The organism is Amycolatopsis australiensis (genome assembly GCF_900119165.1).
Classification (GTDB): domain Bacteria; phylum Actinomycetota; class Actinomycetes; order Mycobacteriales; family Pseudonocardiaceae; genus Amycolatopsis; species Amycolatopsis australiensis.
Genome location: NZ_FPJG01000006.1, coordinates 9,039,791 through 9,065,467, shown reverse-complemented (window position 1 = coordinate 9,065,467; position 25,677 = coordinate 9,039,791). Strand labels below are relative to the sequence as shown.

Sequence of the window (25,677 nt, the reverse complement as noted above, 5' to 3'; positions counted from 1 at the left end):
TGAAACGATTCAATCGCCCTTGCGGAGGCCTCGATGAAGTGGCTCGGAGCAGTTCTGCCGGTGACGGTGCTGGTGGCGAGCGGGGTGCTCGCCGCTCCCGCCGGGGCCGTGCCCGGCTGGCAGAAGTACGTCGTCGCACCGTCGAGCCGGGACGTCCGGCCCGTCAAGGTCCTGTCCACGACCGGGGACGTCACCAACCCGGACGGCCTGCTCGGCCGGGGTGTCGCGACGTTCCGGCGGCAGGCGTCGCCGCCGAAGCCCGCTTGGCCCGCGGGGACCACGGCGGCCGCGTCGTCGTTCCACGCGCCGAACAACGGCGGCAACGGCCGGCCGCGGACCTACGCCCCCGGCAATGCCGTCGACGGCGACACCGCGACGTTCTGGAACGACGACACGATCGGGGCGTATCCGGACGTCCTGACGATCACCTCGGCGGCGCCGGTCGCGCTGCCCGGTGTCACCCTGCTGTCCAATGTGGACGGCGTGCCGCAGGACTTCACCGTCGAGGTGCTGGACGCGGGCGCGTGGCGCGTCGCGGCGTCGGTCACCGGCAACACGGCCGTGCAGCGCGCCGTCGCCTTCGACCGGCCGGTGACGACCACGCAGGTCCGGATCACCGTGACCAAGGACCAGAACACACCTTCGGGTGAGTTCAGCCGGATTGCCGAGGTCTGGCCCGGCCTGGTCGCCGATCCGCCGGTGCCCACGGCCGTGATCGACTTCGGCAAGGTCGTCGCCGGGTACCCGGAGATCGCGTTCGCGGGCGCGTCGGCGAACCGGCCTGGTGTGCGGCTGGCCTTCTCGGAAACCCTGCAGTACCTGGGCGAACGCTCCGACTTCACGCGCTCTGACTTCTCGGGCGGCCCCGGCACCGACCAGTACGCCGTGCCGGCGGCGCCGGCCGTCTGGCGGGACACGAAGGGCTGCGCCACCGGAACGCAGGTGTGCGCGGACGGGCTGCACGGCTTCCGCTACCTGCGGATCAGCCTGGACGCGCTGGCCTCGGACGCGCCGGCTGCCCAGCCTTCCGGCGAAGTCCGGATCAGCGGCGTCTCGCTCGACTTCACGCCGTTCCTCGGCGCGCCGTCCAGCTACCGCGGCTGGTTCGAGTCGTCCGACGAAAACCTGAACAAGTACTGGTACGCCGCGTCGTACACCAACGAACTGGGCATGGACACCTTCCGCGAGTCCGATGTGGACCCGCGCGGCGCGTTCTCGCCGTCGCTGGACGGAAAGCTCGTGCTGCACGACGGCGCGAAGCGGGACCGGGACCCGTACGTCGGCGACGTCGCGGTGTCCGGGCTGACCGAGTACCTGACGCACCAGGACGGCACGGCCGCGCGGAACGTCCTGGCCGACTTGGCCGACCACCAGCGGGCTGACGGCTGGATCCCGCCCGCCTCGATCAACGACTACACGCTGCCGTTGTTCGACTATCCGCTCTGGTGGGTGACGTCGAGCTGGGACTACGTGCTCTACACGGGCGACACCGCGTACGCGGCTTCGTATTACTCGCACCTCGTGAAGGCTCTCGACACGTGGTATCCGTCGGTCACCGATTCGCGCGGGCTGCTCGCGAAGGGCCTCAACGGCACAGGCGGCTACGGCGACTACGCGTTCCTGCCGCGTACGGGCGAAGTGACGTACTACAACGCGTTGTACGTCCGGGCGCTTCAGGGTGCGGCAGGGCTCGCTCGCGCGACAGGGCACCCCTCGGACGCCGACCGGTGGCTCGCGCGCGCGTCCGGCGTCGCGGCGGCCGTGAACCAGTACCTGTGGGATCCGGCAGCGGGCGCGTACCTGGACTCGGCGACCGGCGCGGTGCGCCACGGCCAGGACGGCAACAGCCACGCGATCCTGGCCGGCATCGCGTCGCCTTCGCAGGCTTCGTCGGCGTTGGCGCGGCTCGCGGCGGGTGCGTTGCCGTACGGCAACCCCTTCATGGACAACGACACTCTCGTGTCCGACGGGACGAAGCGCGTGTACGCGTTCACGTCGTTCCCTGAGCTGCAAGCGCGGTTCCGGACCGGGCAGGCGGAGTCGGCGATCGACCAGATCAAGCGGATGTACGGCTGGATGACCACGCACGACCCGGGCATCACGGCGTGGGAAGGCATCGGCGCGGGCGGATCGCACTACGAGCAGGGATACACGTCGGCGGCGCACGGCTGGTCGACCGGTGTCGTGCCGGCGCTGACGAACGAGTTGCTGGGCGTCTCACCGGCTTCGCCGGGCTTCGCGACGTGGACGGTTTCGCCGCACCCGGGTTCCGTGGCGTGGGCACGCGGAGCCGTCCCGACGCCGAAGGGCGCGTTGTCGGCTTCGTGGTCTCAGCACGGCTCGGTGTTCTCGTTGACGGTTTCCGCGCCGCAAGGAACTTCCGGGTCACTGGTGGTCCCGCCCGGACGGCTGGTCCTGCTGGACGGCCGCGCGGTCCGGGGCGACTCGCTCGCGGTCGGCGGCGGGACGCACACCGTGCTTGTGGTGCGCTAGCCGGGCTTTCCGCGCGGGGCGGCTCGCCCCGCGCGGAAAGCTGTCGGTGATATCTCGGGCTTCGCCCCAGGTCGGGGGCTTCGCCACCCGAACCCCCGAAAAAATTGTCGGTGACATTTGGGGCTTCGCCCCAGGTCGGGGGCTTCGCCACCCGAACCCCCGCAAAAACTGTCGGTGGCGATGCGTAGCGTGGCACCCGTGAAGGAGCAAATGGGGTTCGACTTCGGCGTCGCGCAGCCGGTGCGGCTCACGAAGGTCTCGCCGGCGCGGCTGGCGACCTTCGACGACTGCCCGCGCCGGTACCGGCTCGCGTACCTCGACCGGCCGACGCCGCAGCGCACCGGGCCGTGGGCGCACAGCACCCTCGGCGCGGTGGTGCACAACGCGTTGCGGGCGCTGTTCGACCTGCCGGTGCTCAAGCGCGTGCCCCAGCGGGCGGTGGCGCTGGTGGCCGAGTTCTGGAAGGACGCGGGCTTCCAGAACGACGAGCAGGCGGCGCGGTACCGGGCGCGGGCCAAGGGCTGGGTGGCGGAGTACGTCGAGGACAACGACGTCAGCCACGACCCGGTGGGGCTCGAGCGGTGGGTATCGGCGCCGGTGAACCCGGCGCCGGGGGAGCGGCCGTCGATGATCATCGAGGGCCGGGCCGACCGGATCGACGCGCGCGCGGGCGAGCTGGTGATCGTCGACTACAAGACGGGCCGCCGTCCGCCGGACGAGTACGAGGCCAGGGCGTCGCAGGCGCTGGCGCTGTACGCGGTGGCCGCGGCGCGCACGTTGCGGATGCCGTGCACCACGGTCGAGCTGCACCACCTGCCGAGCGGCACGATCGCCGCCGCCGAGCACACGCCGGAGAGCCTGCGGCGGCACCTGCAACGCGCCGAAGAGACCGCCGGGGACCTGAGGCTGGCCACGGATACCCTGGAGGCGGGCGGCGACGGGGACGTGCTGTTCCCGGCGCGCCCGGACCGCCGTTGCGCCTGGTGCGACTTCAGGCCGAGCTGCGCGGCGGGGCAGGAAGCGGCCCCGGCGGCGCAACCATGGGACCTGCTCGCGCCCTGACAGGGAGGGAACGTGGCTTCACCGGACACCGACGAACTGCCGACGGTGCCGCAGGAACGGGCCGAACCGGAGCACATCACCCCGGACACCCCCGAACCCGACGCGCCGGCGAAGAAACGCGGGCGGTGGTGGCGCGGATTCACGGGCTCGTTGGCGGCCGGTCTCGCGGTCCTGGCGGCCGGAGTCCTGGTGGTGGCGGGAATCGACCTGTACACGGGAGCGCCGGGCCCGGGCGCGGTGCTGCTGATCGGCCATCCGCTGGCGGCGGTGCTGGCGCTGCTGGCTCAGCGGGTCGCCGACCGCCGGAACGGCCTTCCGGCCGCCGGGGCAGGTGCCGCAGTCGTTCTGTTCACGGCCTCGGCGCTGACCCTCTTCTGGCTCACCTAGCCCGACGGTCCGCTACTTCAGGGCCGTCAGCGTGTCGCCGCGTTCTTCCAGCAGTACCGGGCCTGCCGCCGCCAGGCGGACGACTCCCGTGTAACCCCGCCGGTCCACGCCCACCGTGCGGATCGTCGATCCGTCGTTCTCGTTCAGCACCGCCAGGCCGCCCTTGATCGGGACCACCAGCTGCTGCGCGAACGTGATGCCCGGGCCCACCGCACTGCTCAACGTCCAGCGCGGCGACAGGTCGTCGCGCGACAGCGCCACGACCTTCGAACCGCTGAACCAGTACACGTTCTGCGTTGTCTGGGTTGTCGCTTCGGTGCCTGACGGCGGGTCCTGCGCCAGGTCGCCCGACGGCACGTCCAGCGGGTACGCCGCCCGCTGGGAACCGTCGCCGTTGTAGATCACCATGAGCTTCTGGTCCGGCAACACCACCGCGGCCAGGTCGCCCGACATCGCGATCACCCTGGCCCGCTTGCCCGCCAGCACGCTGCTGAACGCCACCTGCGGCTCGTCGTCCTTCTCCGGCGCCGCCTTGTACACCGTCAGGCGGTCCGCCGGGTCACCCGGGCACCGCTCGATCACGCCGATCTTGCCCGACGCCGCCGCCACCGTGCCGTACGTGCAGCCCGTGCGGGGCTGCTTGCCCGCGTTGACCAGCGCCGGGACCTGGCCGTACTCGGCGCTCTGCACCAGGTCGTCGCGCCAGGTGGTGAGGAGCTTCTTGCCCGTCGTCGTCACGTGCGAGCCGTCGCTGACCAGCCGGGTGCCCAGTTCCGCGTTGCCGTTGCGCTGTGCCGTGATCCGGCCGGTTCCCGGGTCGAGCTGCGTGACCTCGCTGCAGTTGCGCGACTTGTGGTACACGGCGTTCAGCCGCCCCCACGTGTCGTTCAGCGTGCACAGCGGCAGGTCGCGCGTGTAGTGCCAGCGGATCTGCCCGGTCAGCGGGTCGCGGGCGGCGACCTCGCCGCCGTCCGCGGTGGCCACCGTGTCCCCGGCCACCACCGGGACCGGCGTCACCCCGCTGCGGGCGCTCCAGATCTCCGCCAGCGACCCGGGCACCTTGTCGGGTGCCGCGGGCAGCGGCGGGGGCGGTGCCGCCTCGGTCCGGTCGGTGGCCGCGCTGTCGCTCGTCACGCCGATGACCAGCGCGACGGCGACCACGACCACCGCGATGAGCGCGGCGATCACCCGGTCCCGCCCGCGGTTCCACGGCGACCGGCGCGCCTTGACCCGCGGGGCGGGCGGAGCGGCCTCGACGTCCTCGAGGACGTCTTCGGAGCCGTACTCGGAAGACTCTTCAGGCGCCTTCTCGACGTCGCTCACGTACCCGACCCCCGCTGCGTAGGCCTCAGTCTGCCGACGCAGGTGTATCAGACGTCGCGGCCGGGCGGCGACGGCGGCGTCGCCGAGCCGGACGCTCGGCGTTCTCGCCGGCTTCCTTTTCGGCCGCCGGGCCGGTCGCCTCCGGGGCGCTGCCGCTGCGGGTGCGGCGGCGCGTCCGGGTGCGTGCCTCGGCCGCGGGAGCCTCTTCCGAGGAAGCGGCGGCGTTGTCCGCCGCCTCGACGGCCTCGGCCGCCCGCGCGCCACCGCGGGTCCGCTTGCGCGGGGCCCGGGTGCGCTTCCGCGGCGTGTCTTCCGACGCCGGCTCGCCCGACCGGCCCCGGCCACGGCCGCGCTTCTTGCCGCCCAGGTCCTCTTCCTCCTCGGCGGCCAGGCCCGCGCGGGTGCGGTTGGCCAGCGGCAGCCGCCCGGTGGTGCCCTCCGGGATGCCCAGGTCCTCGTACAGGTGCTTCGACGACGAGTACGTCTCCACCGGCTCCGGCTTGTCCAGCCCGAGGGTGTCGGAGATCAGCTTCCAGCGCGGCTCTTCGTCCCAGTCGACCAGCGTGACGGCGACGCCGGTGCGGCCCGCGCGGCCGGTGCGGCCGATGCGGTGGACGTAGGTCTTCTCGTCGTCCGGGCACTGGTAGTTGATGACGTGCGTGACGTCGTCGATGTCGATGCCGCGAGCGGCGACGTCGGTCGCGACCAGCACGTCGACCTTGCCCGAGCGGAACGCGCGCAGCGCCTGCTCCCGCGCGCCTTGGCCCAGGTCGCCGTGCACGGCGGCGGCCGCGAAGCCGCGCTCGACCAGGTCGTCGGCCACCTTCTGCGCGGTGCGCTTGGTGCGGCTGAAGATCATCGTGAGGCCGCGGCCTTCGGCCTGCAGCACGCGGGCGATGACCTCGGGCTTGTCCATCGAGTGCGCCCGGTAGACGAACTGGGTGGTGCGCTCGTGGATCGCGCTCGCGTCGTTCTCTTCGGCGCGGATGTGCGTCGGCTGGCGCAGGAACGTGCGGGCCAGCGTGATGATCGGGCCGGGCATGGTGGCCGAGAACAGCATCGTCTGCCGCTCGTCCGGCACCATCCGCAGGATGCGCTCGATGTCGGGCAGGAAGCCCAGGTCCAGCATCTCGTCGGCCTCGTCGAGGACCAGGCCGCGGACCTTGCCGAGCACCAGGTGCTGCTGCTCGGCCAGGTCGAGCAGGCGGCCCGGGGTGCCGATCACGACGTCGACGCCCTTGCGCAGCGCCTCGATCTGCGGCTCGTACGGGCGGCCGCCGTAGATGGCCAGCGTGCGGATGCCGAGGTACTTGCCCGCGCCCTTGAGGTCGTTGGCGACCTGGATACACAGCTCGCGGGTCGGCACCACGACCAGCACCTGCGGGGTGCCGTCGCCGGGCACCTGCACGCGGTGCAGCAGCGGGACGCCGAAGCCCAGCGTCTTGCCCATGCCGGTGCGGGCCTGGCCGATGAGGTCGTCGCCGGCCATGGCCAGCGGCAGCGTGAGCGCCTGGATCGCGAACGTCCGCTCGATGCCGGCGTCGCCGAGTGCCTTGACGATCTCCGGCTTGACGCCGAAGGACGCGAAGGTCGGGGCCTCGGGCTCGACCTCGACGCCCGCCTGCAGCGGGTGCGACATGTCGAGCGCGGCCGGGCCGGTCTCGCTGTGCTCCAGCGCGACGGCGGGGGTCTGTTCGGTTGTGGGAATTTCTGCGGTCAGGGTGATCGCCTCTCTCGTGACCAGCGCGCACAGCCGTGGGTCCGCTCGACACTCGACCGGGAGTAAACCCTGGTCCCTGGCGCTGATCTGGAAGCGCGGAACCGGTCCGCCCCGGGATTGCCGGAAGAGGCGTGCACGCACATTGCAGTACGTCGGCAAGCCACGTGACCTGCCTGTTCCCGACGCCGGTATGGCGTACGGAAGCTTGATGTCGAACGCCAGTGTACCTGGTCAGCAGTTTTTCGACAGTACCCGGCGCGCCGGAACCAGTGTGATCGGTCTCGTCGCGTCACGTCCGGGTGCTTCGGCGATACCCTGGCCGCCGTGACCGAGCCGAAAGAGATCAGCGAAGGCGTCGTCGACCTGCTGGGTGTGATCGCCTATCTCGAACTGTCCGCGTTCGACCGGATGGCCGAAGACGCGCGCAGCGCCCCGACCCTGGCCGGGCGGGCCGCGCTGGCGCAGATGGCCGCCGCGGAAATCGGTCACTACGGACTGCTCGACCAGCACCTGGCCGCGCACGGCGTCAAGGTCGAGGACGCCATGGCGCCATTCGTCGCCCAGGTCGACGCCTGGCACGCCTCGACGCCGCCGAAGTCGTGGCTGGAGTCGCTGGTCAAGGCCTACGTCGGCGACGGGCTGGCCGCCGACCTCTACCGCGAGATCGCCAGCTGGCTCGACCCGGAGACCAAGGACCTCGTGCTCACCGTGCTCGCCGACACCGGCCACTCCGCGTTCGCCGAACGCGAAGTCGCGGCCGGCATCGAAGCCGACCCGAAGACCCGCGACAAGCTCGCCCTGTGGGGCCGCCGCCTGCTCGGCGAGGCGCTCACCCAGGCCCAGTACGTCGTCGCCGAGCGGGACGGGCTGGCCGAGCTGATCGTCTCCGGTTCGGGCGACCTCTCCGGAATCGCCGCGCTGTTCCGGCGGTTGCAACAGGGGCACACCAAGCGCATGCAGGCGCTCGGCCTGGGCTGACCCCGATGGAGCACCTGGACGTGACGACGCGGTCGGGCGCGGACATGCGCCACCGGAACGAACCGGTTCGGTTAGCCTTGCCGGGCACATCCCTTACGAATTTCCAGCGGAGGTCCCACGTGGAGGTCAAGATCGGCATCAAGGACACGCCGCGCGAGCTGGTGGTGTCCAGTGGCCAGTCTCCCGACGAGGTGGAGAAGCTGGTCGCCGAGGCCCTGACGGCCGGTGACGGGCTCTTCCGCATCAGCGACGAGAAGGGGCGCAAGTACATCGTCCCGTCCGACCGCATCGCGTACGTCGAGATCGCCCCGTCCGACGTCCGCAAGGTGGGCTTCGGCGTCGGCGGCTGACGGCTCCCGGCAAGCGCCCCAAGGCGGCCTTGGTTGCGTCAGACGCACCGAAGGCCGCCTTGGTTGCGTCTCACGCACCGAAGGCCACATTGGGGCGCTCGGGTCAGGCGTTGAGCTCTTCGAGGCTCGTCGGGACGTGGAACGGCGGGGTGCTCGTGCCCGTGATCCGGTAGCGGCCCCACGGGTCCGGGTCCGACAGCTCGCCCGTCGCCGCGTACTCGCCCGCCTGGATCGTCACGGCCGTCTTCTTTCCGCCCGCCAGCCGGGTCAGCTCCTCGTTCACCGCCACCCGGCCGTACCAGCGGTAATAGCCGTCGATCGGCTGGAAGTAGCCGCGCAGCTCCACCTTCGCCGTCAGTGAGACGCCGTCGACCACCAGCGTCGCTTCACCGCTGTAGCCGTCTTCGTCGTGCTCGCTCATGAGGTTTCCTCCAACGACTCCGAAGCGCGGCCCAGCTGGACCACCTTGTTGGCTTCCAGGGGCAGGTTCGGGTCGATGACGACGCCGTTCTGCCTGGTCAGGCCGTCGATCGCGGCCCAGATGATCTGGGTCAGGTACTCGACCACCGCGTCGCGGCTCATCGAGCGGCGGTCCAGCCACCACTCGCCGGTGTTCTGGACCATGCCGACGATGCCGTGCGCCCACGGCTCGGCCGCGCCGGAGTCCATGTTGAACATCCGCATGTAGTCGCCGAGCAGCGCGGTCAGCGCCGTGGCGATCAGTTCCTTGTCCTCGGCCACGACGTCCGACGACACCGGCCGCTCCGGACGGCCGTGCGCCAGCAGCCGGTACAGGTTCGGGTGCTCCTCGATGACCGTGAAGAAGGCGTCGAGCGCCATCCGGATCCGCGGCACCGGCGCCAGTTCGGCGTTGATCGCCGGGATCAGCCGCTCGAAGAGGATCTCGGTGCCGCGCTGGCCGAGCGCCACGTACAGGTCGGCCTTGTCGTCGAAGTGCCGGTACAGCACCGGCTTCGTGACGCCGGCTTCGGCGGCGACGTCCTCCATGCCCAGGTCGGGGCCGTGCTTGTCCAGCGCACGCAGGGCCGCCTCGACGAACTCCTTGCGCCGCGCGATCCGGTGCTTGCGCCAGCGGTCGCGGCGGGCGTCGCCGGTCGCCTCCTCGTCACGCGACGAGGACTTGCCTGCCTGCTTTGCGCGCTTGACACGTTCGATCACGGAGGTCATGCTACGCACAGGTAACTGTTACCTCAAGTTACAGATGGCGGAAGGGGTGTCGGCAATGACGCGGACGCTGAAGGAACCGGACCGCGAAAAGACCGCGGATCGCCTGCTGAAGTCGTCGGCGAACAAGTTCTACGACCCCGACGTGGACATCGACTGGACCGCGCCGCTGGTCGAGGGCAAGCGCTACATCCTCGACGAGCGGTCCTCCCTCTACGGCACCGAGCTGTGGGAGAAGCTGACCCCAGAGCAGCGCATCGAGCTGGGCAAGCACGAGGTCGCCAGCGTCGCGACCACCGGGCTGTGGTTCGAGATCCTGCTGATGCAGATGCTGCTCAAGGAGGTCTACGAAGAGGACCCGACGTCCGCCCACGCCCAGTTCGCGCTCACCGAGATCGCCGACGAATGCCGCCACTCGACGATGTTCGCGCGCATGGCGTCGCGGATCGGCTGCCCGGCGTACGGCCCGGTGCCGTGGCTGCGGCGCCTCGCGAAGCTGATGCCGACGATCTCCTACGGCCCCGCGCGCTACGGCGCGATCCTGGTCGCGGAGGAAGTGCTCGATCGGCTGCAGCGCGAGCAGATGAACGACGAAGGCGTCCAGCCGCTGGTCCGGATGGTCAACCGGATCCACGTGCTCGAAGAGGCCCGGCACGTCACCTTCGCCCGCGAAGAGGTCACCCGCGGCATGGCGAAGCTGTCGAAGGCCGAGATCGCCTACCAGCAGTTCATCATCGCGCTCGTCTCGTACTTCGTGACGCGGGCGTTCATCAACCCGAACGTCTACAAGGCCGTCGGCATCCGGCCGCGCGACGGCGTCCAGGCCGCGCTGACCAACCCGCACTGGCAGGCGACGATCGCGTGGGCCGGCGAGAAGATCATGCCGTTCCTGCAGGAGTCCGGCCTGGTCGGGCTGCCGGGACGGTACTTCTGGCGCAAGTCGTTCCTGCTGCCGGCGGGCCGATGACGGCCGTCGTCTCGCCCGGGTACCGGTTCGTCGCGAGCGACGGCGCCGCGCTGCACGTCGTGCCGTCCGGGCCCGCCGACTCCGCCGTGACGCTGGTGCTGGTGCACGGCTGGACACAGGACCACCGGACGTGGGACTTCGTGCTGCCGCACCTGGATCCGGGCGTCCGGGTGGTGCGTTACGACCTGCGCGGCCACGGCCGTTCGGCGCACGCCCGCCCGGGCTCGGCGACGATCGCGCGGCTGGCCGACGACCTCGCCGAGCTGGTCGCCGACCGCGTCCCGGCGGGGCCGCTGGTGCTGGCCGGGCACTCGATGGGCGGCATGACGCTGATGGTGCTCGCCGAACGGCATCCGTCGCTGGTCGCTTCGCGGCTCGCGGGTGCGGCGTTCGTGGCGACGTCGTCGGGCGACATGGACCAGCTGACGCTGGGGTTCCCCGGCCTGGTGGGCCGGAGCGTGACGCGCTTCGAACCGCGGCTGGCCAAGCTGCTGGCGGGACTCCGGTCGGACACGCTGCGCCTGCGGCCGGCGATGGTCCGCTCGGGCGCCCGGCGGCTGGTGTTCGGCGACCGGCCGGGACGCGAGCAGGTGGACAGCGTCGTGGAACAGCTGCTGTGCGCGCACCCGGCCAGCGCGGGACTGTTCCTGGACGCGATCGCGTCCCACCGCGGGGTCGGCGGGCTCGGCGCGTTGTGCGACGTGCCGTCGGTGGTGCTGGCGGGGGAGAAGGACCGGCTGTGCCCGCTCGACCACGCGAAGGTGATCGCGGACGAGCTGCCGCACGCGGAGTTCGTGCGGTTCCCGGGCGCGGGGCACATGCTGCCGCAGGAACGGCCGTACGAAGTGGCCCGCCGCATCTCGGCCCTGGTCCGCACGGCAGTCCGCTGACCCGAGCGCCCCAATGTGGCCTTCGGTGCGTCTGACGCACCCAAGGCGGCCTTCGGTGCGTCTGACGCAACCAAGGCCGCCTTGGGGCGCTTGGGTCAGGCGTCCTTGAGGGGGAAGCCGCCGCCGATCCCTCGCCAGGCCAGGTTGGCCGTCAGGGCCACTGCTTCCTCGCGGCTCATCGACTGGTGGTGCTGCAGCCAGAACCGGGCGCTGACCTGGCTCATCCCGACCAGCCCGACCGCCAGCAGGCGTGCCTTGTCCTCGTCGAGGCCCGCGTCCGCCGTGATCGTCTCCGTGATCGCGTCCACGCTCGCCGACGTCGCGCGGTCCACCGCTTCCTGGACCGCCGGCTCGCCGCGCAGGTCGGACTCGAACACCATGCGGAACGCGCCCGCGTCGTTGCTGACGAAGTCGAAGAACGCGCCGACCGTCGCCGGGACGCGCTGCTTGTTCTCCGTCGTCGAGTCCAGTGCGTTCTGCACGCGCTTGACCAGCTCGTCGACGTGGCTTTCCAGCAGCGCGATGTAGAGGTCGAGCTTGCCGGGGAAGTGCTGGTACAGCACCGGCTTCGAGACGCCGGCGACTTCGGCGATCTCGTCCATCGCGGCGGCGTGGTAGCCGTTCTCGGCGAAGACCCGCTGCGCCGCGGCGAGGAGCTGGGCCCGGCGCTCGGTCCGGGGCAGCCGCACCCCTCGTTGCTGCAGCCGCGTCATCTCCGTCATGCTCTTCCTCCCGTCTTCGCACCTTCGACGGGCGGGGTCGCCACCGCGTGAAGTCGCCCTGAAGATTACTCGCCGGTACGTGCGCCGTGCCAAGGGTCGGGCATTCTGGACCTGTGAACACCCCCGTGAAGGCGCGGGCGCCGCTGACCCACGTGCCCCTTTCGACCAGGGAGTTGCCGTCCCTCGAGCCGATACTCCCGCCGTGGCCCGCCGGCTTCGAAGAAGTCGGCACCGCCCGGCTGCACGTCCGCCGCACGCCGGGCCCGGACGGCGTGCGGGCGGTGTACGTGCACGGCCTCGGCGGCTCCTCGACGAACTGGACGGACCTGGCCGCGCTGCTCGCGCCGGTCGCTTCCGGCACGGCGCCGGACCTGCCCGGCTTCGGCCAGTCCGAGCCCGAGCAGGGCTTCGACTTCACCCTCCAGGCGCATGCCGACGTCGTGGCGCGGCACATCGAGGATGTCGGCGCGCCGGTGCACCTGCTCGGCAACTCGATGGGAGGCGCGATCGCCCTGCTCGTCGCCGCGCAGCGCCCGGAGCTGGTGAAGACGCTGACGTTGATCTCGCCCGCCGTGCCGGACCGCCGGCTCGACCCGCGCCGGCTGTCCGACCCGCGGATGGCGCTGGCCTACCTGCCGCTGGTCGGCGCGCGGGTGCGGGCCCAGCTCGCCGCGCTCGGACCGCGGGAACGTGCCGCGCAGGTGATCAAGCTCTGCTTCGCCGACCCGTCGCGCTTCCCCGAGGAACGGCTCGACGAGCTGGCCGAGGAGCACGGCGCCCGTGCCGGCTTCGCGTGGGCCGCGCCGGCGATGGCGCGCAGCACGTTCGCGATCTTCCGGGCGTGGTCGACGCTCGGGAAGGCGTCGCTGTGGTCGGCCGCGCCGCGGGTGCGGGCGCCGACGCTGGTCGTGTGGGGCCGGGACGACCGGGTCATCTCCGTGCGCCGGGCCGTGCGCACCGCGAAGGCCATCCCGAACGCCCGGCTGCTGGTGCTGCCGCGCACCGGCCACGTGGCGCAGATGGAGCGTCCGGTCGTCGTCGCGAAGGCGGTCCTGGGCATGTGGGAGCACGTCGACGCGGGCACCTGGTAGTCCGATCGAGTGACGACAAACCACTCCATGGCCCGCCAGTCGCCGATAACGGTTCGGTGGCGCTGTGGCACCCTGGTGCGGTGGACCGGGTGAAGCAGGACGCGCGAGGCGAAGATCGGCGGGCTCCCCACCGCGCGTCGCCGCGCCGTGCCCCGGAGCCCGGTGACGCGCCGCGGACCGGGCAGTACCGCCCGGCGCTGCGCACCGGCGAGGACCGCTACCGCCCGGGCGGGCGGCGGACCAGCGCCGAGCCGCTCAGCGCTTCCTGGAAGCCGAAGGTCGAAACCGCGCGGGAGAAGCCGGAGCCACCGAAGGCCGGCATCAAGAAGCTGACCAAGACCTACGGCTGGCGCGTCTACGCCCTGCCGATCCTCGTGGTGCTGACCGTGCTCGTCGTGGTCAACACCGCCAACAGCCCGGCCCAGCCGATCGCCGAGCAGGCCGCCGGGGCCGGTGTCGAGTCGGCGGGCGGCGACAGCTCCGGCGGCGCCATCGACGGCAACGGCGAGCAGGCCATCCCGGAGAACCCGGCCACCCCCGTCGACCTCAACGTGCCGACCGCCGACCTGCCCGAGGGCAGCCCGTTCACGCAGGCCGGCGCCGGGAAGTGGCACGTCGTGCCGGGCAGCGGCCCCCAGGTCGGCACCGGGCGGCTGTACACGTACACGATCGAGGTCGAGGACGGCATCGACCCGTCGAGCTACGCCGGCGACGACGCGTTCGCGGCCGCCGTCGAGGGCACCCTGTCCGACCCCAAGAAGGGCTGGACCTGGGACGGCAAGATCGCCCTGCAGCGCGTCGACGCCAACTTCCCGAACCCGTCGTTCCGGGTGAGCTTGACCACGCCGGAGACCACGCACCGGCCCGACGCCTGCGGCTTCCAGATCAAGTTCGAGGCCTCCTGCTACCGCAAGAGCCTCGGGCGGGTGCTGATCAACCTGGCCCGCTGGGTGCGCGGCGCGAAGGCGTTCAACGCCGACATGACCGGCTACCGCCAGTACGCCATCAACCACGAGGTCGGGCACGCGCTGGGCAACCAGCACGTCGGTTGCGGCGGCAACGGCCAGCCCGCGCCGGTGATGATGCAGCAGTCCTTCGGCGTCGCCGACGACTACGTCTCGATGCTCAACGACATCCCCGGCGGCGACAAGGGCAAGGTGGCCAAGGACGGCCGCGTCTGTGTGCCCAACGCCTGGCCGAACCCGACGCCGAAGCAGTAGCGCGTCCCAGTATCTGGACCGGGGAAGGCTTATTTGCCTGCGCGCGTTGTGCATAGTGGGATGGACGCGATCCGCGCGCGAGATGGAGGACCCATGTCAGCACTGCCGCCGCTCGTCGAGCCGGCTGCCGAGCTCACCAAGGAAGAGGTGGCCCGGTACAGCCGTCACCTGATCATCCCGGACGTCGGGGTGACCGGGCAGAAGCGGCTGAAGAACGCGAAGGTCCTGGTGATCGGCGCCGGCGGGCTCGGCAGCCCGGCGCTGCTGTACCTGGCCGCCGCCGGGGTCGGCACGCTCGGCATCGTCGACTTCGACGTCGTGGACGAGTCGAACCTGCAGCGTCAGGTCATCCACGGCCAGTCCGACGTCGGCAAGCTCAAGGCCGCTTCGGCGCAGGAGTCGATCGCCGACGTCAACCCGTTCGTCAAGGTGCACCTGCACACCGACCGGCTGGACTCGTCGAACGCGCTGGAGATCTTCGAGCAGTACGACCTGATCGTCGACGGCACCGACAACTTCGCCACGCGCTACCTGGTCAACGACGCCGCGGTGATCCTCGGCAAGCCGTACGTCTGGGGCTCGATCTTCCGGTTCGAGGGCCAGGTCAGCGTCTTCTGGGAGGACGCGCCGAACGGCAAGGGCCTCAACTACCGGGACCTCTACCCGGAGCCGCCGCCCCCCGGCATGGTCCCCTCCTGCGCCGAGGGTGGCGTGCTGGGCGTGCTGTGCGCGTCCATCGGCTCGATCATGGTGACCGAGGCGATCAAGCTCATCACCGGCATCGGCGAGCCGCTGCTCGGCCGCCTGATCAGTTACGACGCGCTGGAGATGAAGTACCGCGAGGTCAAGATCCGCAAGGACCCGGACACGCCGAAGATCACCGAGCTGATCGACTACGAGGCGTTCTGCGGTGTCGTCTCGGACGAGGCCGCGCAGGCCGCGTCGGGCAGCACGATCACGCCCGCCGAGCTGAAGGCCAAGTTCGACAACGGCGACAACTTCGCGCTGATCGACGTCCGCGAACCGCACGAGTACGAGATCGTCAACATCAAGGGCGCGACGCTGATCCCGAAGGACCGGATCCTCTCCGGCGAGGCGCTGGCCGAGCTGCCGCAGGACAAGCCGATCGTCCTGCACTGCAAGTCGGGCGCCCGGTCCGCGGAGGCCCTCGCCGCGCTGCACGCGGCCGGCTTCAAGGACGCGACGCACCTCGGCGGCGGCGTGCTCGCCTGGGCCAAGCAGATCGACCCGAGCCTGCCGACCTACTGACAGTGGTTGTCCGCGAAGGCCGCCTCCGGCTTGGGAGGCGGCCTTCGCGGCGTTTCGCCCGAGTCGGGCTGAGCCCCGGAAACCGTACGTGACCAGCGCGTCTTCTCGATCGTGGCGTACATGGGCGGGTAACGTCAGTGCTCGTGCGGTCAACCCTCGAACGCCCTCCGGCGCACGTCTGCGCGGCCTTCGGCGGTCTTGCCGACGGCGGCGAGCGGCTGCCGGACTCGACGGCGTGGCGCTGCGGCGACCTGGTGTTCAAGCCGGTCACCGACAAGGCCAGGACACTGTGGACCGCCCGCGCGCTCGACTACGTCGACGAGCCGGGTCTGCGCGTCGCGAAGCCGGTCCGCTCCACCGACGGCCGCTGGATCGTCGGCGGCTGGACGGCGTCCCGGTTCGTCGCGGGCACGCCGGAGCACCGCGGCGACGAGTCGGTGCTGGCGGCGGTGAAGCTGCACCGGGCCACCATCGGCCTGCCGCGGCCGGAGTTCCTGGCCGCGCGGCGGGACGTGGACGCCATCGCCGACCGCGTCGCGTGGGAGGAGCTGGAGGTCCCGCTGGCGGAGACCAAGGGCGGCCGCTGGTTCGAGGTGCTGGCTGGTGCGCGCCGCCCGATCCGCCTGCCGCTCCAGGTGGCGCACGGCGAGCTGCTGGCCGGCCTGCTGTTCGACGGCGACGCGGCACCGGGACTGGTGGACTTCGCGCCGTACTACCGCCCGGGCGAGTACGGCGCGGCGATCGTGGCGGTGGACGCGCTGGCGTGGGGCGGGGCCTCGCGGGAGCTGCTGGAACGGTGGGCGCACCTGCCGGAGTGGCCGCAGCTGCTGCTGCGGGCGGTGCTGTTCCGGCTGGCGGCGAACGCGCTGAACCCGCGGTCGACGCAGGCCGCGCTGGACGGCCTGCGCGCGGCCGCGTCGGCGGTCTCCGGGGTCCTGTGACCCACCTCGCAAGATCGGTGTCACCTCGCGTAAAGCGCCGCTGACCTCCGGTGTCCCGGCTCGTGGACGCGGATCTCACCGGCCGGGCGGCGGGCACACCGCCGTAATGTCAACTGCCTGAAACATTCGGTCGATTCCGAGTAACACGGCCTCCTTAGCGTCAGGGCAATCCCGAACGCCGAGGAGGTGCCCGTGCCGCAGGTCGACACCCACTGCCCGTACTGCGCGCTGCAGTGCGGGATGCGCCTCGACGGCGCCCGCGTCACCCCGCGGGACTTCCCGGTCAACGCCGGCGGCCTGTGCCAGAAGGGCTGGACCTCCGGCAGTCTCCTCACCTCGCCGCGGCGGCTGACCACGCCGATGATCCGCGTCGACGGCGCGCTCGAGCCGGTCAGCTGGGACTTCGCCCTCGACTTCGTCGCCCGCAAGCTGCGCGAAGCCCGGGAAGCCCACGGGCCAGACGGTGTGGCGGTCTTCGGCGGCGGCGGGCTGACCAACGAGAAGGCCTACCTGCTCGGGAAGTTCGCCCGGGTCGCGCTCGGCACCTCGCAGATCGACTACAACGGCCGCTTCTGCATGTCCTCGGCCGCCGCCGCGGGCATCAAGGCCTTCGGGGCGGACCGGGGGATGCCGTTCCCCGTCACCGACCTCAAGGACGCCGACGTCGTGCTGCTCGCCGGGGCGAACCCGGCCGAGACCATGCCGCCGTTCACCCAGCACCTGCGCGCGGCCGACCTGATCGTCGTCGACCCGCGGCGGACGCCGACCGCGGAGCTGGCGAGCCTGCACCTGAGCCCCGCGCCGGGCACCGATCTCGCGCTGGCGCTGGGCATCCTGCACGCCGCCGTCGAAGGCGGTCACCTCGACCAGTCCTATGTGGACGAACGGACCAGCGGGTTCGCGGAGATGTGGCGGATCGCCGCGACCTGGTGGCCGGAACGCGCCGAGCGGGTCACCGGCGTCTCGGCGGCCGACATGCGGCTGGCCGCCGAAAAGCTCGCCAGGGCCCGCAACGCCTACATCCTCACCGCCCGCGGCACCGAGCAGCACGCCACCGGCACCGCGACCGTCGGCGGCTGGATCAACCTCGCCCTCGCGCTCGGCCTGCCCGGCCGCCCGGGCTCCGGCTACGGCTGCCTCACCGGCCAGGGCAACGGCCAGGGCGGCCGCGAGCACGGCCAGAAGGCCGACCAGCTGCCCGGCTACCGCAAGCTCGACGACCCGGCCGCGCGCGAATACGTCGCCGGCGTCTGGGGTGTCGACGCCGGCAGCCTGCCCGGGCCCGGGCGCTCGGCCACCGAACTCCTCGACGCGCTCGGCACCGACGACGGGCCCAAGGCCCTGATGGTGTTCGGCAGCAACGTGGTCGTCTCGGCGCCGCGGTCGGGACGCGTCCAGGACCGGCTGGCCGCGCTGGACTTCCTGGTCGTCGCGGACTTCGTGCTCTCGGAGACCGCGGCGCTCGCGGACGTCGTCCTGCCGGTCACCCAGTGGGCCGAGGAGGACGGCACGCTCACCAACCTCGAAGGCCGGATCCTGCTGCGCCGCAAGGCCCTCGACGCGCCGCCGGGTGTCCGATCCGACCTGGACGTCCTCAACGGGCTCGCGCGGCGGCTGGGGCAGCCCGAAAACCGCTTCCCGGCCGACGCCGAGAGGGTGTTCGAGGAGCTGCGGATCGCGTCCAAGGGCGGGATCGCCGACTACTCCGGCGTCAGCTACGACCGGTTGCGCGCCGGCGAGGCCCTGCACTGGCCGGTGCCGGCGGAGGACCACCCGGGCACGCCGCGGATGTTCCTCGACGCCTTCGCGCACCCGGACGGCCGGGCGCGGTTCGTCCCGGTCGAGCACACCGGCCCGGCCGAACTGCCCGACGACGAGTTCCCCCTGCAGGCCACCACCGGCCGCGTGCTGCAGCACTACCAGTCAGGCGCGCAGACGCGGCTGGTCGACGAGCTGAACGAGGTCGTGCCGGAGGCGTTCGTCGAGGTCCACCCGGACACGGCCAAGCGCGCGGGGCTCGAAGAAGGCGACCGGGCACTGGTCCGCTCGCGCCGCGGCGAGACCGTCGCCAAGGTGCGGTTCGCTCAGTCGTTGAAGCCCGATCTGGTCTTCCTGCCGTTCCACTTCCCCGGTGACCAGCGCGCCAACCTGCTCACCAACCCGGCGCTCGACCCGGTCTCCCGGATGCCCGAGTTCAAGGTGTGTGCCGTGTCCTTGGAATCGAGGGCAGTGGCGCGAAGCGCCTCCGTCGAGGGTCCTGACGGGGGCATGGATGGAGTGGATGGTGCCGCGTGAAGCCTCGTGAAGTCGTCATCGTCGGGTACGGCATGGCCGGTGCCCGGCTGGCCGACGAGATCCGCCGCCGCGACCCGATCGCCGAACGGGTCCGGCTTACCGTCCTCGGCGCCGAAAAGCACGCGGCCTACAACCGGGTGCTGCTCTCGGCCGTGGTCGCCGGGGGCATGAGTGCCGAGAGCGTCCGCCTGCACGACGACGAATGGGCCGCGCGCCACAACATCGACCTGCGCCTGGGCGCCGACGTCACCCGCATCGACCGCGGGACGCGCCGCGTCGAGCTGGCTGACGGGTCCACAGTGGACTACGACTCGCTCGTGCTGGCGACCGGCGCCAACCCGTGGATCCCGCCGGTCGAAGGTCTCGAAGCCGGGCCCGGCGTGGTCGCCTTCCGCAGCCTCGACGACTGCGCCAAGATCCTCGACGCCGCCCGCTTCGGCGCGCCGGTCGCCGTCCTCGGCGGTGGCCTGCTCGGTCTCGAAGCCGCCCGCGGCCTGGCCGGGCGCGGCAACCAGGTGACCGTCGTGCACCCGCTCGGGCACGTCATGGAACGGCAGCTCGACCCGGCCGCCGGGCAGGTGCTGGCCCGCAGGCTCACCGACATGGGCGTGACGTTCCGGTTCAGCGCCACCGCCGCCCGCTACCTGCCCGGCGACGGGCTCAAGCTCGACGACGGCAGCCTCGTCCCGGCCGACCTGGTCGTCGTCGCCGCCGGCGTCCGGCCCGAGACGCGCCTGGCCGCCGAAGCCGGCCTGGACGTCGACGGCGCCATCGTCGTGGACGACACCCTGCGCACCAGCGACGGCCGGATCCACGCGCTCGGCGACTGCGCCCGCCACCCCGGCGCCCCGGCCGGGCTGATCCAGCCGGCGTGGGAGCAGGCCGAGGTGCTCGCCGACGTCCTGACCGGCACCAACGCCGCCGCCCGCTACCGCGGCACCACCGCGGTCACCCGGCTCAAGGCGCGGGGCATCGACCTCGCCGCACTGGGCGAGACGCAGCTCGACGCCGGTACCCCGGACGCCGAGGTGCTCACCTTCACCGACCCCACCGGCGGACGGTACGGCAAGCTCGTCGTCCGCGAAAACCGCGTCACCGGCGCGATCCTGCTCGGCCTGCCCGACGCGGCCGCGTCGATCACCCAGTTCCACGACCGCGGCACGCCGCTGCCCGACGACCGGCTCGCGGTGCTGCTCGGCCGCGCGCTGCCCACGGCCGCCGTGCCCGCGGCCGGCCCGGCCGACCTGCCCGCGGCGGCGGTGATCTGCCGCTGCAACAACGTCACCAAGGGCCGGCTGATCGAGGCGTGGAAGGCCGGCGCCACCGACACCCCCGCACTGGCGCGGGCCACGCGGGCCACCACGGGCTGCGGCGGCTGTGCGGACGCCGTCGGCGGCATCGCGAACTGGCTCGCGGCGCAATGACCACCCCGACTTCGAACGAGGAGACCGCGATGGCCCACCAAGGAAAACACTGGATCGAGCACTGGGAACCGGAGAACGAGCAGTTCTGGGAGTCCACGGGCAAGCAGATCGCCCGCCGCAACCTGTGGTTCTCGGTCTTGGCCGAGCACGTCGGCTTCTCGGTCTGGACCCTGTGGTCGGTCATCGTCCTGTTCATGGGCAAGGACTACGGCTTCTCCGCCGCCGACAAGTTCCTGCTCGTCTCGACGCCGACGCTGATCGGCGGCCTGATGCGGCTGCCCTACACCTTCGCCGTGGCGAAGTTCGGCGGCCGCAACTGGACGGTCGTGTCCGCCGCGCTCCTGCTGATCCCGACGATCCTGGCCGCGACCGTGCTGCACCCCGGCACGTCGCTCGGGACGTTCCTGCTGGTGGCGGCCCTCGGCGGGGTCGGCGGCGGCAACTTCGCGTCGTCGATGACGAACATCAACACCTTCTACCCGGAGAAGCACAAGGGCTGGGCGCTCGGCCTCAACGCCGGCGGCGGCAACCTCGGTGTCGCGGCGATCCAGCTCGTCGGGCTGCTGGTGATCGGCACGGCGGGGGCGACCGCGCCGCGGATCGTGCTCTACGTCTACATCCCGCTGATCGTCGTCGCCGCGGTGTGCGCGTACTTCTACATGGACAACCTCGCCACCGTGAAGGGCGACACCAAGGCGATGCGCGAGGTCGTGAAGGACCCGCACACCTGGGTCATGTCGTTCCTCTACGTCGGCACGTTCGGCTCGTTCATCGGCTACAGCTTCGCTTTCGGCCTGGTACTGCAGAACCAGTTCGGCCGCACCCCGCTGCAGGCGGCCGCGGTGACGTTCCTCGGCCCGCTGCTCGGCTCGCTCTCGCGGCCGACGGGCGGCTGGCTGGCCGACCGGATCGGCGGCGGGAAGATCACCTTCTTCACGTTCATCGGGATGGCGCTGGCCACGGTCGTGCTGATCCTGGCCTCGACGTCGAAGTCGCTGGCGCTGTTCACCATCGCCTTCATCGTGCTGTTCGTGCTCACCGGCATCGGCAACGGATCGACGTACAAGATGATCCCGGCGATCTTCCGCGCCAAGGCGAAGGTGGCGATCGCGAACGGCGGCGAGGAGGCCGCCGAGCTGCTCAAGGCGCGGCGGCTGTCCGGCGCCCTGATTGGCCTGGCCGGCGCGATCGGCGCCGAGGGCGGCCTGTTCATCAACCTCGCCTTCCGGCAGTCGTTCGCCGACACGAAGAGCGGCGTGCCCGCCTTCATCGGATTCCTGGTCTTCTACGGGCTGTGCTTCGCCGTCACGTGGGCGGTGTACCTGCGCAAGCCCGCCGAACAACCGACGAGTGAGCGCGGCCTGGCGCTCGCGGGAGCGGAGGTCTGACATGCCCACCTTGGTCGTCGCCGGACACGGCATGGTCGCCCATCGGCTCGTGGAGGCGGTGCGCGCGGAAGACCCGGAGGGCGCCTGGCGCGTCGTCGTGCTGGCCGAGGAGCCGCGCCCGGCGTACGACCGGGTGGCGCTCACGTCCTACGTGGACACCTGGGATCCCGCGTCGCTCGCCCTGCCGGGCGCGGACTACGCGGACGACCCGCACGTCGAACTCCGTCTTGGCGACGTGGTCACCACCGTGGACCGCGCCGCCAAGACGGTCACCACCGCGGCCGGGCACACCCAGGCGTACGACGCGCTGGTGCTGGCCACCGGCTCGCGGCCGTTCGTGCCGCCGGTGCCCGGCCACGACCTGCCCGGCTGCTTCGTCTACCGGACCATCGAGGACCTCGACGCCATCCGCGCGGCGGCGCTCGACAAGCCGGGCCGCGGCCGTCGATCCGCCGTCGTCATCGGCGGTGGCCTGCTCGGCCTGGAGGCCGCGAAGGCGTTGCGGGACATGGGACTTTCGCCGCACGTGGTCGAGATGGCGCCGCGGCTGATGCCGCTGCAGGTCGACGAGGGCGGCGGGGCGCTGCTGCGCCGCCTGATCACCGGCCTCGACGTCACCGTCCACACGGGAACGTCGACCGACGCCATCGAGGCCGACGGCTCGCGCCTGCTGGCCCGCCTCGGCAACGGCACCGAGCTGGACGTCGACCTGGTCGTGTTCTCGGCGGGCGTCCGGCCGCGCGACGACCTCGCCCGCCAGTCCGGCCTCGAACTGGGCCCGCGCGGCGGTGTGCTGACCGACGTCTCCTGCCGGACCAGCGACCCGTCGATCTACGCGATCGGCGAGTGCGCGGCGGTCGAGGGCAAGGTCTACGGCATCGTCGCGCCCGGCTACGCGATGGCCGAGATCGTCGCCGCCCAGCTCACCGGCGGCGCCGGCGAGTTCCCGGAGCCGGACACGTCCACGAAGCTGAAGCTGATGGGCGTCGACGTCGCGTCCTTCGGCGACGCGCACGCGCAGACGGAAGGCGCGCTCGAGGTCGCCGTCAACGACGCGGTCGCCGGGACGTACAAGAAGCTCGTGGTCACCGACGACGGCAAGACGCTGCTCGGCGGGGTGCTCGTCGGCGACGCCACCGAGTACAACACGCTGCGTGCGCTGGTCGGCCGTCCGCTGCCCGCCGAGCCGGGCGCCATCCTCGCCCCGGCCGGCGGCGGCGCGGCCGTCGGCGTCGACGCGCTGCCGGACGCGGCGCAGATCTGCTCGTGCAACGCGGTGTCCAAGGGCGCGATCACGCGTGCCATCCACGAGGACGGCTGCGACAGCGTCCCCAAGCTCAAGGCGTGCACGCGGGCCGGCACGGCGTGCGGCTCGTGCGTCCCGCTGCTGGGCAAGCTGCTCACCGCGTGCGGCGTCGAGCAGTCGAAGGCGCTCTGCGAGCACTTCACGCAGTCGCGCGCGGAGCTGTTCGAGATCGTCCAGGCCACCCGGATCGGCACGTTCAGCGAGCTGATCGCCCGCTACGGCTCGGGCAGCGGCTGCGCGGTCTGCAAGCCGGCGGTGGCGTCCATCCTGGCCACCCTCGGCAACGGCCACGTGCTCGGCGGCGAGCAGCTGACGCTGCAGGACACCAACGACCGGTACCTGGCGAACCTGCAGCGCAACGGCACCTACTCGGTCGTGCCGCGCATCCCCGGCGGCGAGATCACGCCGGACAAGCTGATCGTGATCGGCGAGGTGGCCCGCGACTTCGGGCTCTACACCAAGATCACCGGCGGGCAGCGGATCGACCTGTTCGGCGCCACCGTGGACCAGCTGCCGCTGATCTGGCGGCGGCTGGTGGACGCGGGCTTCGAGTCCGGGCACGCCTACGGCAAGGCGCTGCGCACGGTGAAGTCGTGCGTCGGGTCGACCTGGTGCCGCTACGGCGTGCAGGACAGCGTCGGGCTGGCCATCGAGCTGGAGCTGCGCTACCGCGGCCTGCGGTCGCCGCACAAGCTCAAGTCCGCGGTCTCGGGTTGCGCGCGGGAGTGCGCGGAGGCCCGCGGCAAGGACTTCGGCGTCATCGCCACGGAGAAGGGCTGGAACCTCTACGTCGGCGGCAACGGCGGCACCACGCCGCGGCACGCCGAGCTGCTCGTGTCCGATGTGGACACCGAGACGCTGATCCGGACCATCGACCGGTTCCTCATGTTCTACGTGCGCACGGCCGACCGGCTGCAGCGCACCGCGCCGTGGATCGAGGAGATGGAGGGCGGCCTCGACCACCTGCGCGCGGTGATCGTCGACGACTCGCTCGGCATCTGCGAGGACCTCGACGCGGCGATGGCCAAGCACGTCGACAACTACGCCGACGAGTGGAAGGGCGTGCTGGAGGACCCGGAGAAGCTGGCCCGGTTCACCTCCTTCGTCAACGCGCCGGGCGCCCCCGACCCGGCCATCTCGTTCCGCGAGGAGCGCGCTCAGAAAGTGCCCGTGATGCTGGGAGTTCCGGAGGTGCGGCGATGACGACGTCCATCGAACGGACCTGGACGGCGGTCTGCCCCGTCGGCGCGGTGCCCGAGTACGCCGGGGTGGCGGCGCTGCTCGACGGCGGCGTGCAGGTGGCGATCTTCCGGCTGCCCGGCGACCGCTTCCACGCCCTGTCCAACTGGGACCCGTGCAGCGGCGCGGCGGTGCTCTCGCGCGGGATCGTCGGCGACGCGGGCGGGGTACCGGTCGTCGCCTCGCCGGTCTACAAGGAACGGTTCGCCCTCGAGGACGGCCGGTGCCTGGACGCCGACGGCGTTTCGGTCCCGGTGTACCGGGTGCGCGTGCGAGAGGGCGTGGTCGAAGTGGAGAGCCCGTGAGCGATGTGCTCCCGCTGGCCGGTTTCGTCATCGGCATCACCGCGGCGCGCCGGGCCGACGAGCTCGGCGCGCTGCTGGTGCGCAAGGGGGCGAGCGTCCGCTACGGGCCGGCGATCCGGATCGTGCCGCTGACCGACGACACCGAGCTGCACGCGGCGACGACGGCGTTGCTGGAGTCGCCGGTGGACGCCGTGGTGGCGACCACGGGCATCGGCTTCCGCGGCTGGCTCGAAGCGGCCGAAGGCTGGGGACTGGGGGAGGCCCTGCTGTCCCGGCTCTCGGCCTCCGCACTGCTGGCGCGGGGGCCGAAGGTGACCGGCGCGATCCGGGCGGCGGGGTTGTCGGAGGCGTACTCTCCGGCGTCGGAGAGCAACGCGGAGCTGCTGCAGCACCTGCTGGCCGCCGGCGTCGAGGGCAAGCGGATCGCGGTGCAGCTGCACGGGGAGCCGCTGCCGTACTTCGTCGACACGCTCCGGGCGGCCGGTGCGGAGGTCATCGAGATCTCGGTGTACCGCTGGGTCGGCCCGGTCGATCCCGGGCCGGTGGACCGGCTGCTCGACGGGGTCCTGGACGGCTCGATCCACGCGCTGCCGTTCACGAGCGCGCCGGCGGCGGCTTCGCTGCTGGCGCTGGCCCGCCGCACCGGACGGCTGCCGGGCCTGGTGTCGGCGCTGTCGGGCCCGGTGGTGGCGGCGTGCGTCGGCCCGATCACGGCCGGCCCGCTGGCGGCACTGGGGGTGCCGACGGTCCAGCCGCACCGGGCACGCATCGGGGCACTGGCCCGGACGGTGGCGGAGACGCTGGTGGCGCGCTCGCCGCGGTTTTCCGCGGGCGGACGGCACATCGAGCTGCGCGGGCAGGCGGCCCTGGTGGACGGCGAGTGGCGCGAGGTGGCCCCGGCGCCGATGGCGCTGCTGCGGGCGCTGGCCGCGTCACCGGGGCGGGTCGTGTCCCGGCGCGAGCTGATTTCGGCGTTGCCGGGCGGCGGCGAGGAACACGCGGTGGAGACGGCGATCGGCAGGCTGCGGACCTCGCTCGGCGGCGGGAAGGTCGTCCAGACGGTGGTGAAGCGGGGCTACCGGCTGGCCGTGGAAGCCTGAGCCCGCGGGCCGGCGCGCCGGC

General features: G+C 71.9%; 22 protein-coding genes. 17 read left to right on the top strand and 5 right to left on the bottom strand.

Translation table 11 applies throughout. The annotated features are described in order from the left end of the window. Window positions 1-33: 33 nt before the first annotated feature. The 3 genes from BT341_RS43080 (at window position 34) to BT341_RS43070 (ending at window position 3,942) form a co-directional block, all read left to right on the top strand. A complete protein-coding gene (locus BT341_RS43080; RefSeq protein ID WP_072481678.1) occupies window positions 34-2,493 on the top strand; it encodes an alpha-L-rhamnosidase-related protein in 2,460 nt (819 codons plus the stop codon). Between the two features lie 210 nt (window positions 2,494-2,703). Continuing rightward, window positions 2,704-3,555 (top strand): RecB family exonuclease, encoded by an 852-nt coding sequence (locus BT341_RS43075; RefSeq protein ID WP_072481677.1) that lies wholly within the window; start codon window positions 2,704-2,706, stop codon window positions 3,553-3,555. A 12-nt stretch (window positions 3,556-3,567) separates the two neighbouring features. Further along, window positions 3,568-3,942 (top strand): hypothetical protein, encoded by a 375-nt coding sequence (locus BT341_RS43070; RefSeq protein ID WP_072481676.1) that lies wholly within the window; start codon window positions 3,568-3,570, stop codon window positions 3,940-3,942. Window positions 3,943-3,954: 12 nt separating this feature from the next. On the opposite strand, the gene BT341_RS43065 is transcribed toward BT341_RS43070, so the two are convergent. Continuing rightward, window positions 3,955-5,265, bottom strand: a complete 1,311-nt coding sequence (locus tag BT341_RS43065; protein ID WP_218177827.1) for an Rv3212 family protein — start codon at window positions 5,263-5,265, stop codon at window positions 3,955-3,957. Window positions 5,266-5,290: 25 nt separating this feature from the next. Continuing rightward, window positions 5,291-6,904, bottom strand: coding sequence for a DEAD/DEAH box helicase (locus tag BT341_RS43060; RefSeq protein ID WP_177329032.1), 1,614 nt, complete (start codon window positions 6,902-6,904; stop codon window positions 5,291-5,293). Window positions 6,905-7,309: 405 nt separating this feature from the next. On the opposite strand from BT341_RS43060, the gene BT341_RS43055 reads away from it, so the two are divergent. After that, window positions 7,310-7,963, top strand: coding sequence for a ferritin-like fold-containing protein (locus BT341_RS43055; protein WP_072481674.1), 654 nt, complete (start codon window positions 7,310-7,312; stop codon window positions 7,961-7,963). A 119-nt stretch (window positions 7,964-8,082) separates the two neighbouring features. Beyond that, window positions 8,083-8,313: a DUF3107 domain-containing protein gene (locus BT341_RS43050; RefSeq protein ID WP_072481673.1), complete on the top strand. Its 231-nt coding sequence runs from the start codon at window positions 8,083-8,085 to the stop codon at window positions 8,311-8,313. Between the two features lie 103 nt (window positions 8,314-8,416). Here the strand turns inward: BT341_RS43050 and BT341_RS43045 are convergent, their stop codons facing one another. Then, window positions 8,417-8,734, bottom strand: a complete 318-nt coding sequence (locus tag BT341_RS43045; RefSeq protein WP_072481672.1) for a DUF4873 domain-containing protein — start codon at window positions 8,732-8,734, stop codon at window positions 8,417-8,419. Continuing rightward, window positions 8,731-9,501 (bottom strand): TetR/AcrR family transcriptional regulator, encoded by a 771-nt coding sequence (locus tag BT341_RS43040; RefSeq protein WP_072481671.1) that lies wholly within the window; start codon window positions 9,499-9,501, stop codon window positions 8,731-8,733. Before BT341_RS43040 ends, BT341_RS43045 begins: the two co-directional genes overlap by 4 nt. 55 nt (window positions 9,502-9,556) lie before the next feature. Here BT341_RS43040 and BT341_RS43035 point away from each other — a divergent pair, with 55 nt between their 5' ends. Together BT341_RS43035 and BT341_RS43030 are read left to right on the top strand one after the other, a co-directional pair. Then, on the top strand, window positions 9,557-10,465 hold the full coding sequence (locus BT341_RS43035; protein ID WP_072481670.1) for an AurF N-oxygenase family protein: 909 nt from the start codon (window positions 9,557-9,559) through the stop codon (window positions 10,463-10,465). Beyond that, the gene (locus BT341_RS43030) at window positions 10,462-11,355 is read left to right on the top strand and encodes an alpha/beta fold hydrolase (RefSeq protein ID WP_072481669.1); all 894 of its coding nucleotides are present in this window, start codon (window positions 10,462-10,464) and stop codon (window positions 11,353-11,355) included. Before BT341_RS43035 ends, BT341_RS43030 begins: the two co-directional genes overlap by 4 nt. 95 nt (window positions 11,356-11,450) lie before the next feature. Here the strand turns inward: BT341_RS43030 and BT341_RS43025 are convergent, their stop codons facing one another. Further along, complete coding sequence (locus tag BT341_RS43025) at window positions 11,451-12,077, bottom strand: TetR/AcrR family transcriptional regulator (RefSeq protein ID WP_072481668.1); 627 nt, start codon at window positions 12,075-12,077, stop codon at window positions 11,451-11,453. Window positions 12,078-12,190: 113 nt separating this feature from the next. Between BT341_RS43025 and BT341_RS43020 the strand changes: the two genes are divergently transcribed. The 10 genes from BT341_RS43020 (at window position 12,191) to BT341_RS42975 (ending at window position 25,655) form a co-directional block, all read left to right on the top strand. Continuing rightward, window positions 12,191-13,168: an alpha/beta fold hydrolase gene (locus BT341_RS43020; RefSeq protein WP_072481667.1), complete on the top strand. Its 978-nt coding sequence runs from the start codon at window positions 12,191-12,193 to the stop codon at window positions 13,166-13,168. Between the two features lie 80 nt (window positions 13,169-13,248). Beyond that, complete coding sequence (locus tag BT341_RS43015; RefSeq protein ID WP_072481666.1) at window positions 13,249-14,388, top strand: DUF3152 domain-containing protein; 1,140 nt, start codon at window positions 13,249-13,251, stop codon at window positions 14,386-14,388. A 93-nt stretch (window positions 14,389-14,481) separates the two neighbouring features. Further along, entirely contained in the window at window positions 14,482-15,657 is a 1,176-nt protein-coding gene (gene moeZ / locus BT341_RS43010; RefSeq protein WP_072481665.1) for an adenylyltransferase/sulfurtransferase MoeZ, read from the top strand. 143 nt (window positions 15,658-15,800) lie between these two features. Continuing rightward, window positions 15,801-16,598 carry a TIGR02569 family protein gene (locus BT341_RS43005; RefSeq protein ID WP_072482498.1) on the top strand — a complete coding sequence of 266 codons (798 nt, stop codon included), beginning with the start codon at window positions 15,801-15,803 and terminating at the stop codon, window positions 16,596-16,598. 192 nt (window positions 16,599-16,790) lie between these two features. Further along, window positions 16,791-18,893: a molybdopterin oxidoreductase family protein gene (locus BT341_RS43000; protein WP_072481664.1), complete on the top strand. Its 2,103-nt coding sequence runs from the start codon at window positions 16,791-16,793 to the stop codon at window positions 18,891-18,893. After that, window positions 18,890-20,317 carry an FAD-dependent oxidoreductase gene (locus BT341_RS42995; RefSeq protein ID WP_072481663.1) on the top strand — a complete coding sequence of 476 codons (1,428 nt, stop codon included), beginning with the start codon at window positions 18,890-18,892 and terminating at the stop codon, window positions 20,315-20,317. Before BT341_RS43000 ends, BT341_RS42995 begins: the two co-directional genes overlap by 4 nt. A gap of 29 nt (window positions 20,318-20,346) precedes the next feature. Next, a complete protein-coding gene (locus BT341_RS42990) occupies window positions 20,347-21,705 on the top strand; it encodes a nitrate/nitrite transporter (protein ID WP_177329031.1) in 1,359 nt (452 codons plus the stop codon). Between the two features lies 1 nt (window position 21,706). Next, complete coding sequence (nirB, locus tag BT341_RS42985) at window positions 21,707-24,214, top strand: nitrite reductase large subunit NirB (RefSeq protein ID WP_072481661.1); 2,508 nt, start codon at window positions 21,707-21,709, stop codon at window positions 24,212-24,214. Beyond that, a complete protein-coding gene (gene nirD, locus BT341_RS42980) occupies window positions 24,211-24,555 on the top strand; it encodes a nitrite reductase small subunit NirD (RefSeq protein WP_072481660.1) in 345 nt (114 codons plus the stop codon). Before nirB ends, nirD begins: the two co-directional genes overlap by 4 nt. Continuing rightward, the gene (locus BT341_RS42975) at window positions 24,552-25,655 is read left to right on the top strand and encodes a uroporphyrinogen-III synthase (RefSeq protein ID WP_072481659.1); all 1,104 of its coding nucleotides are present in this window, start codon (window positions 24,552-24,554) and stop codon (window positions 25,653-25,655) included. The genes nirD and BT341_RS42975 overlap by 4 nt, the downstream gene beginning before the upstream one ends. Window positions 25,656-25,677: the final 22 nt, after the last annotated feature.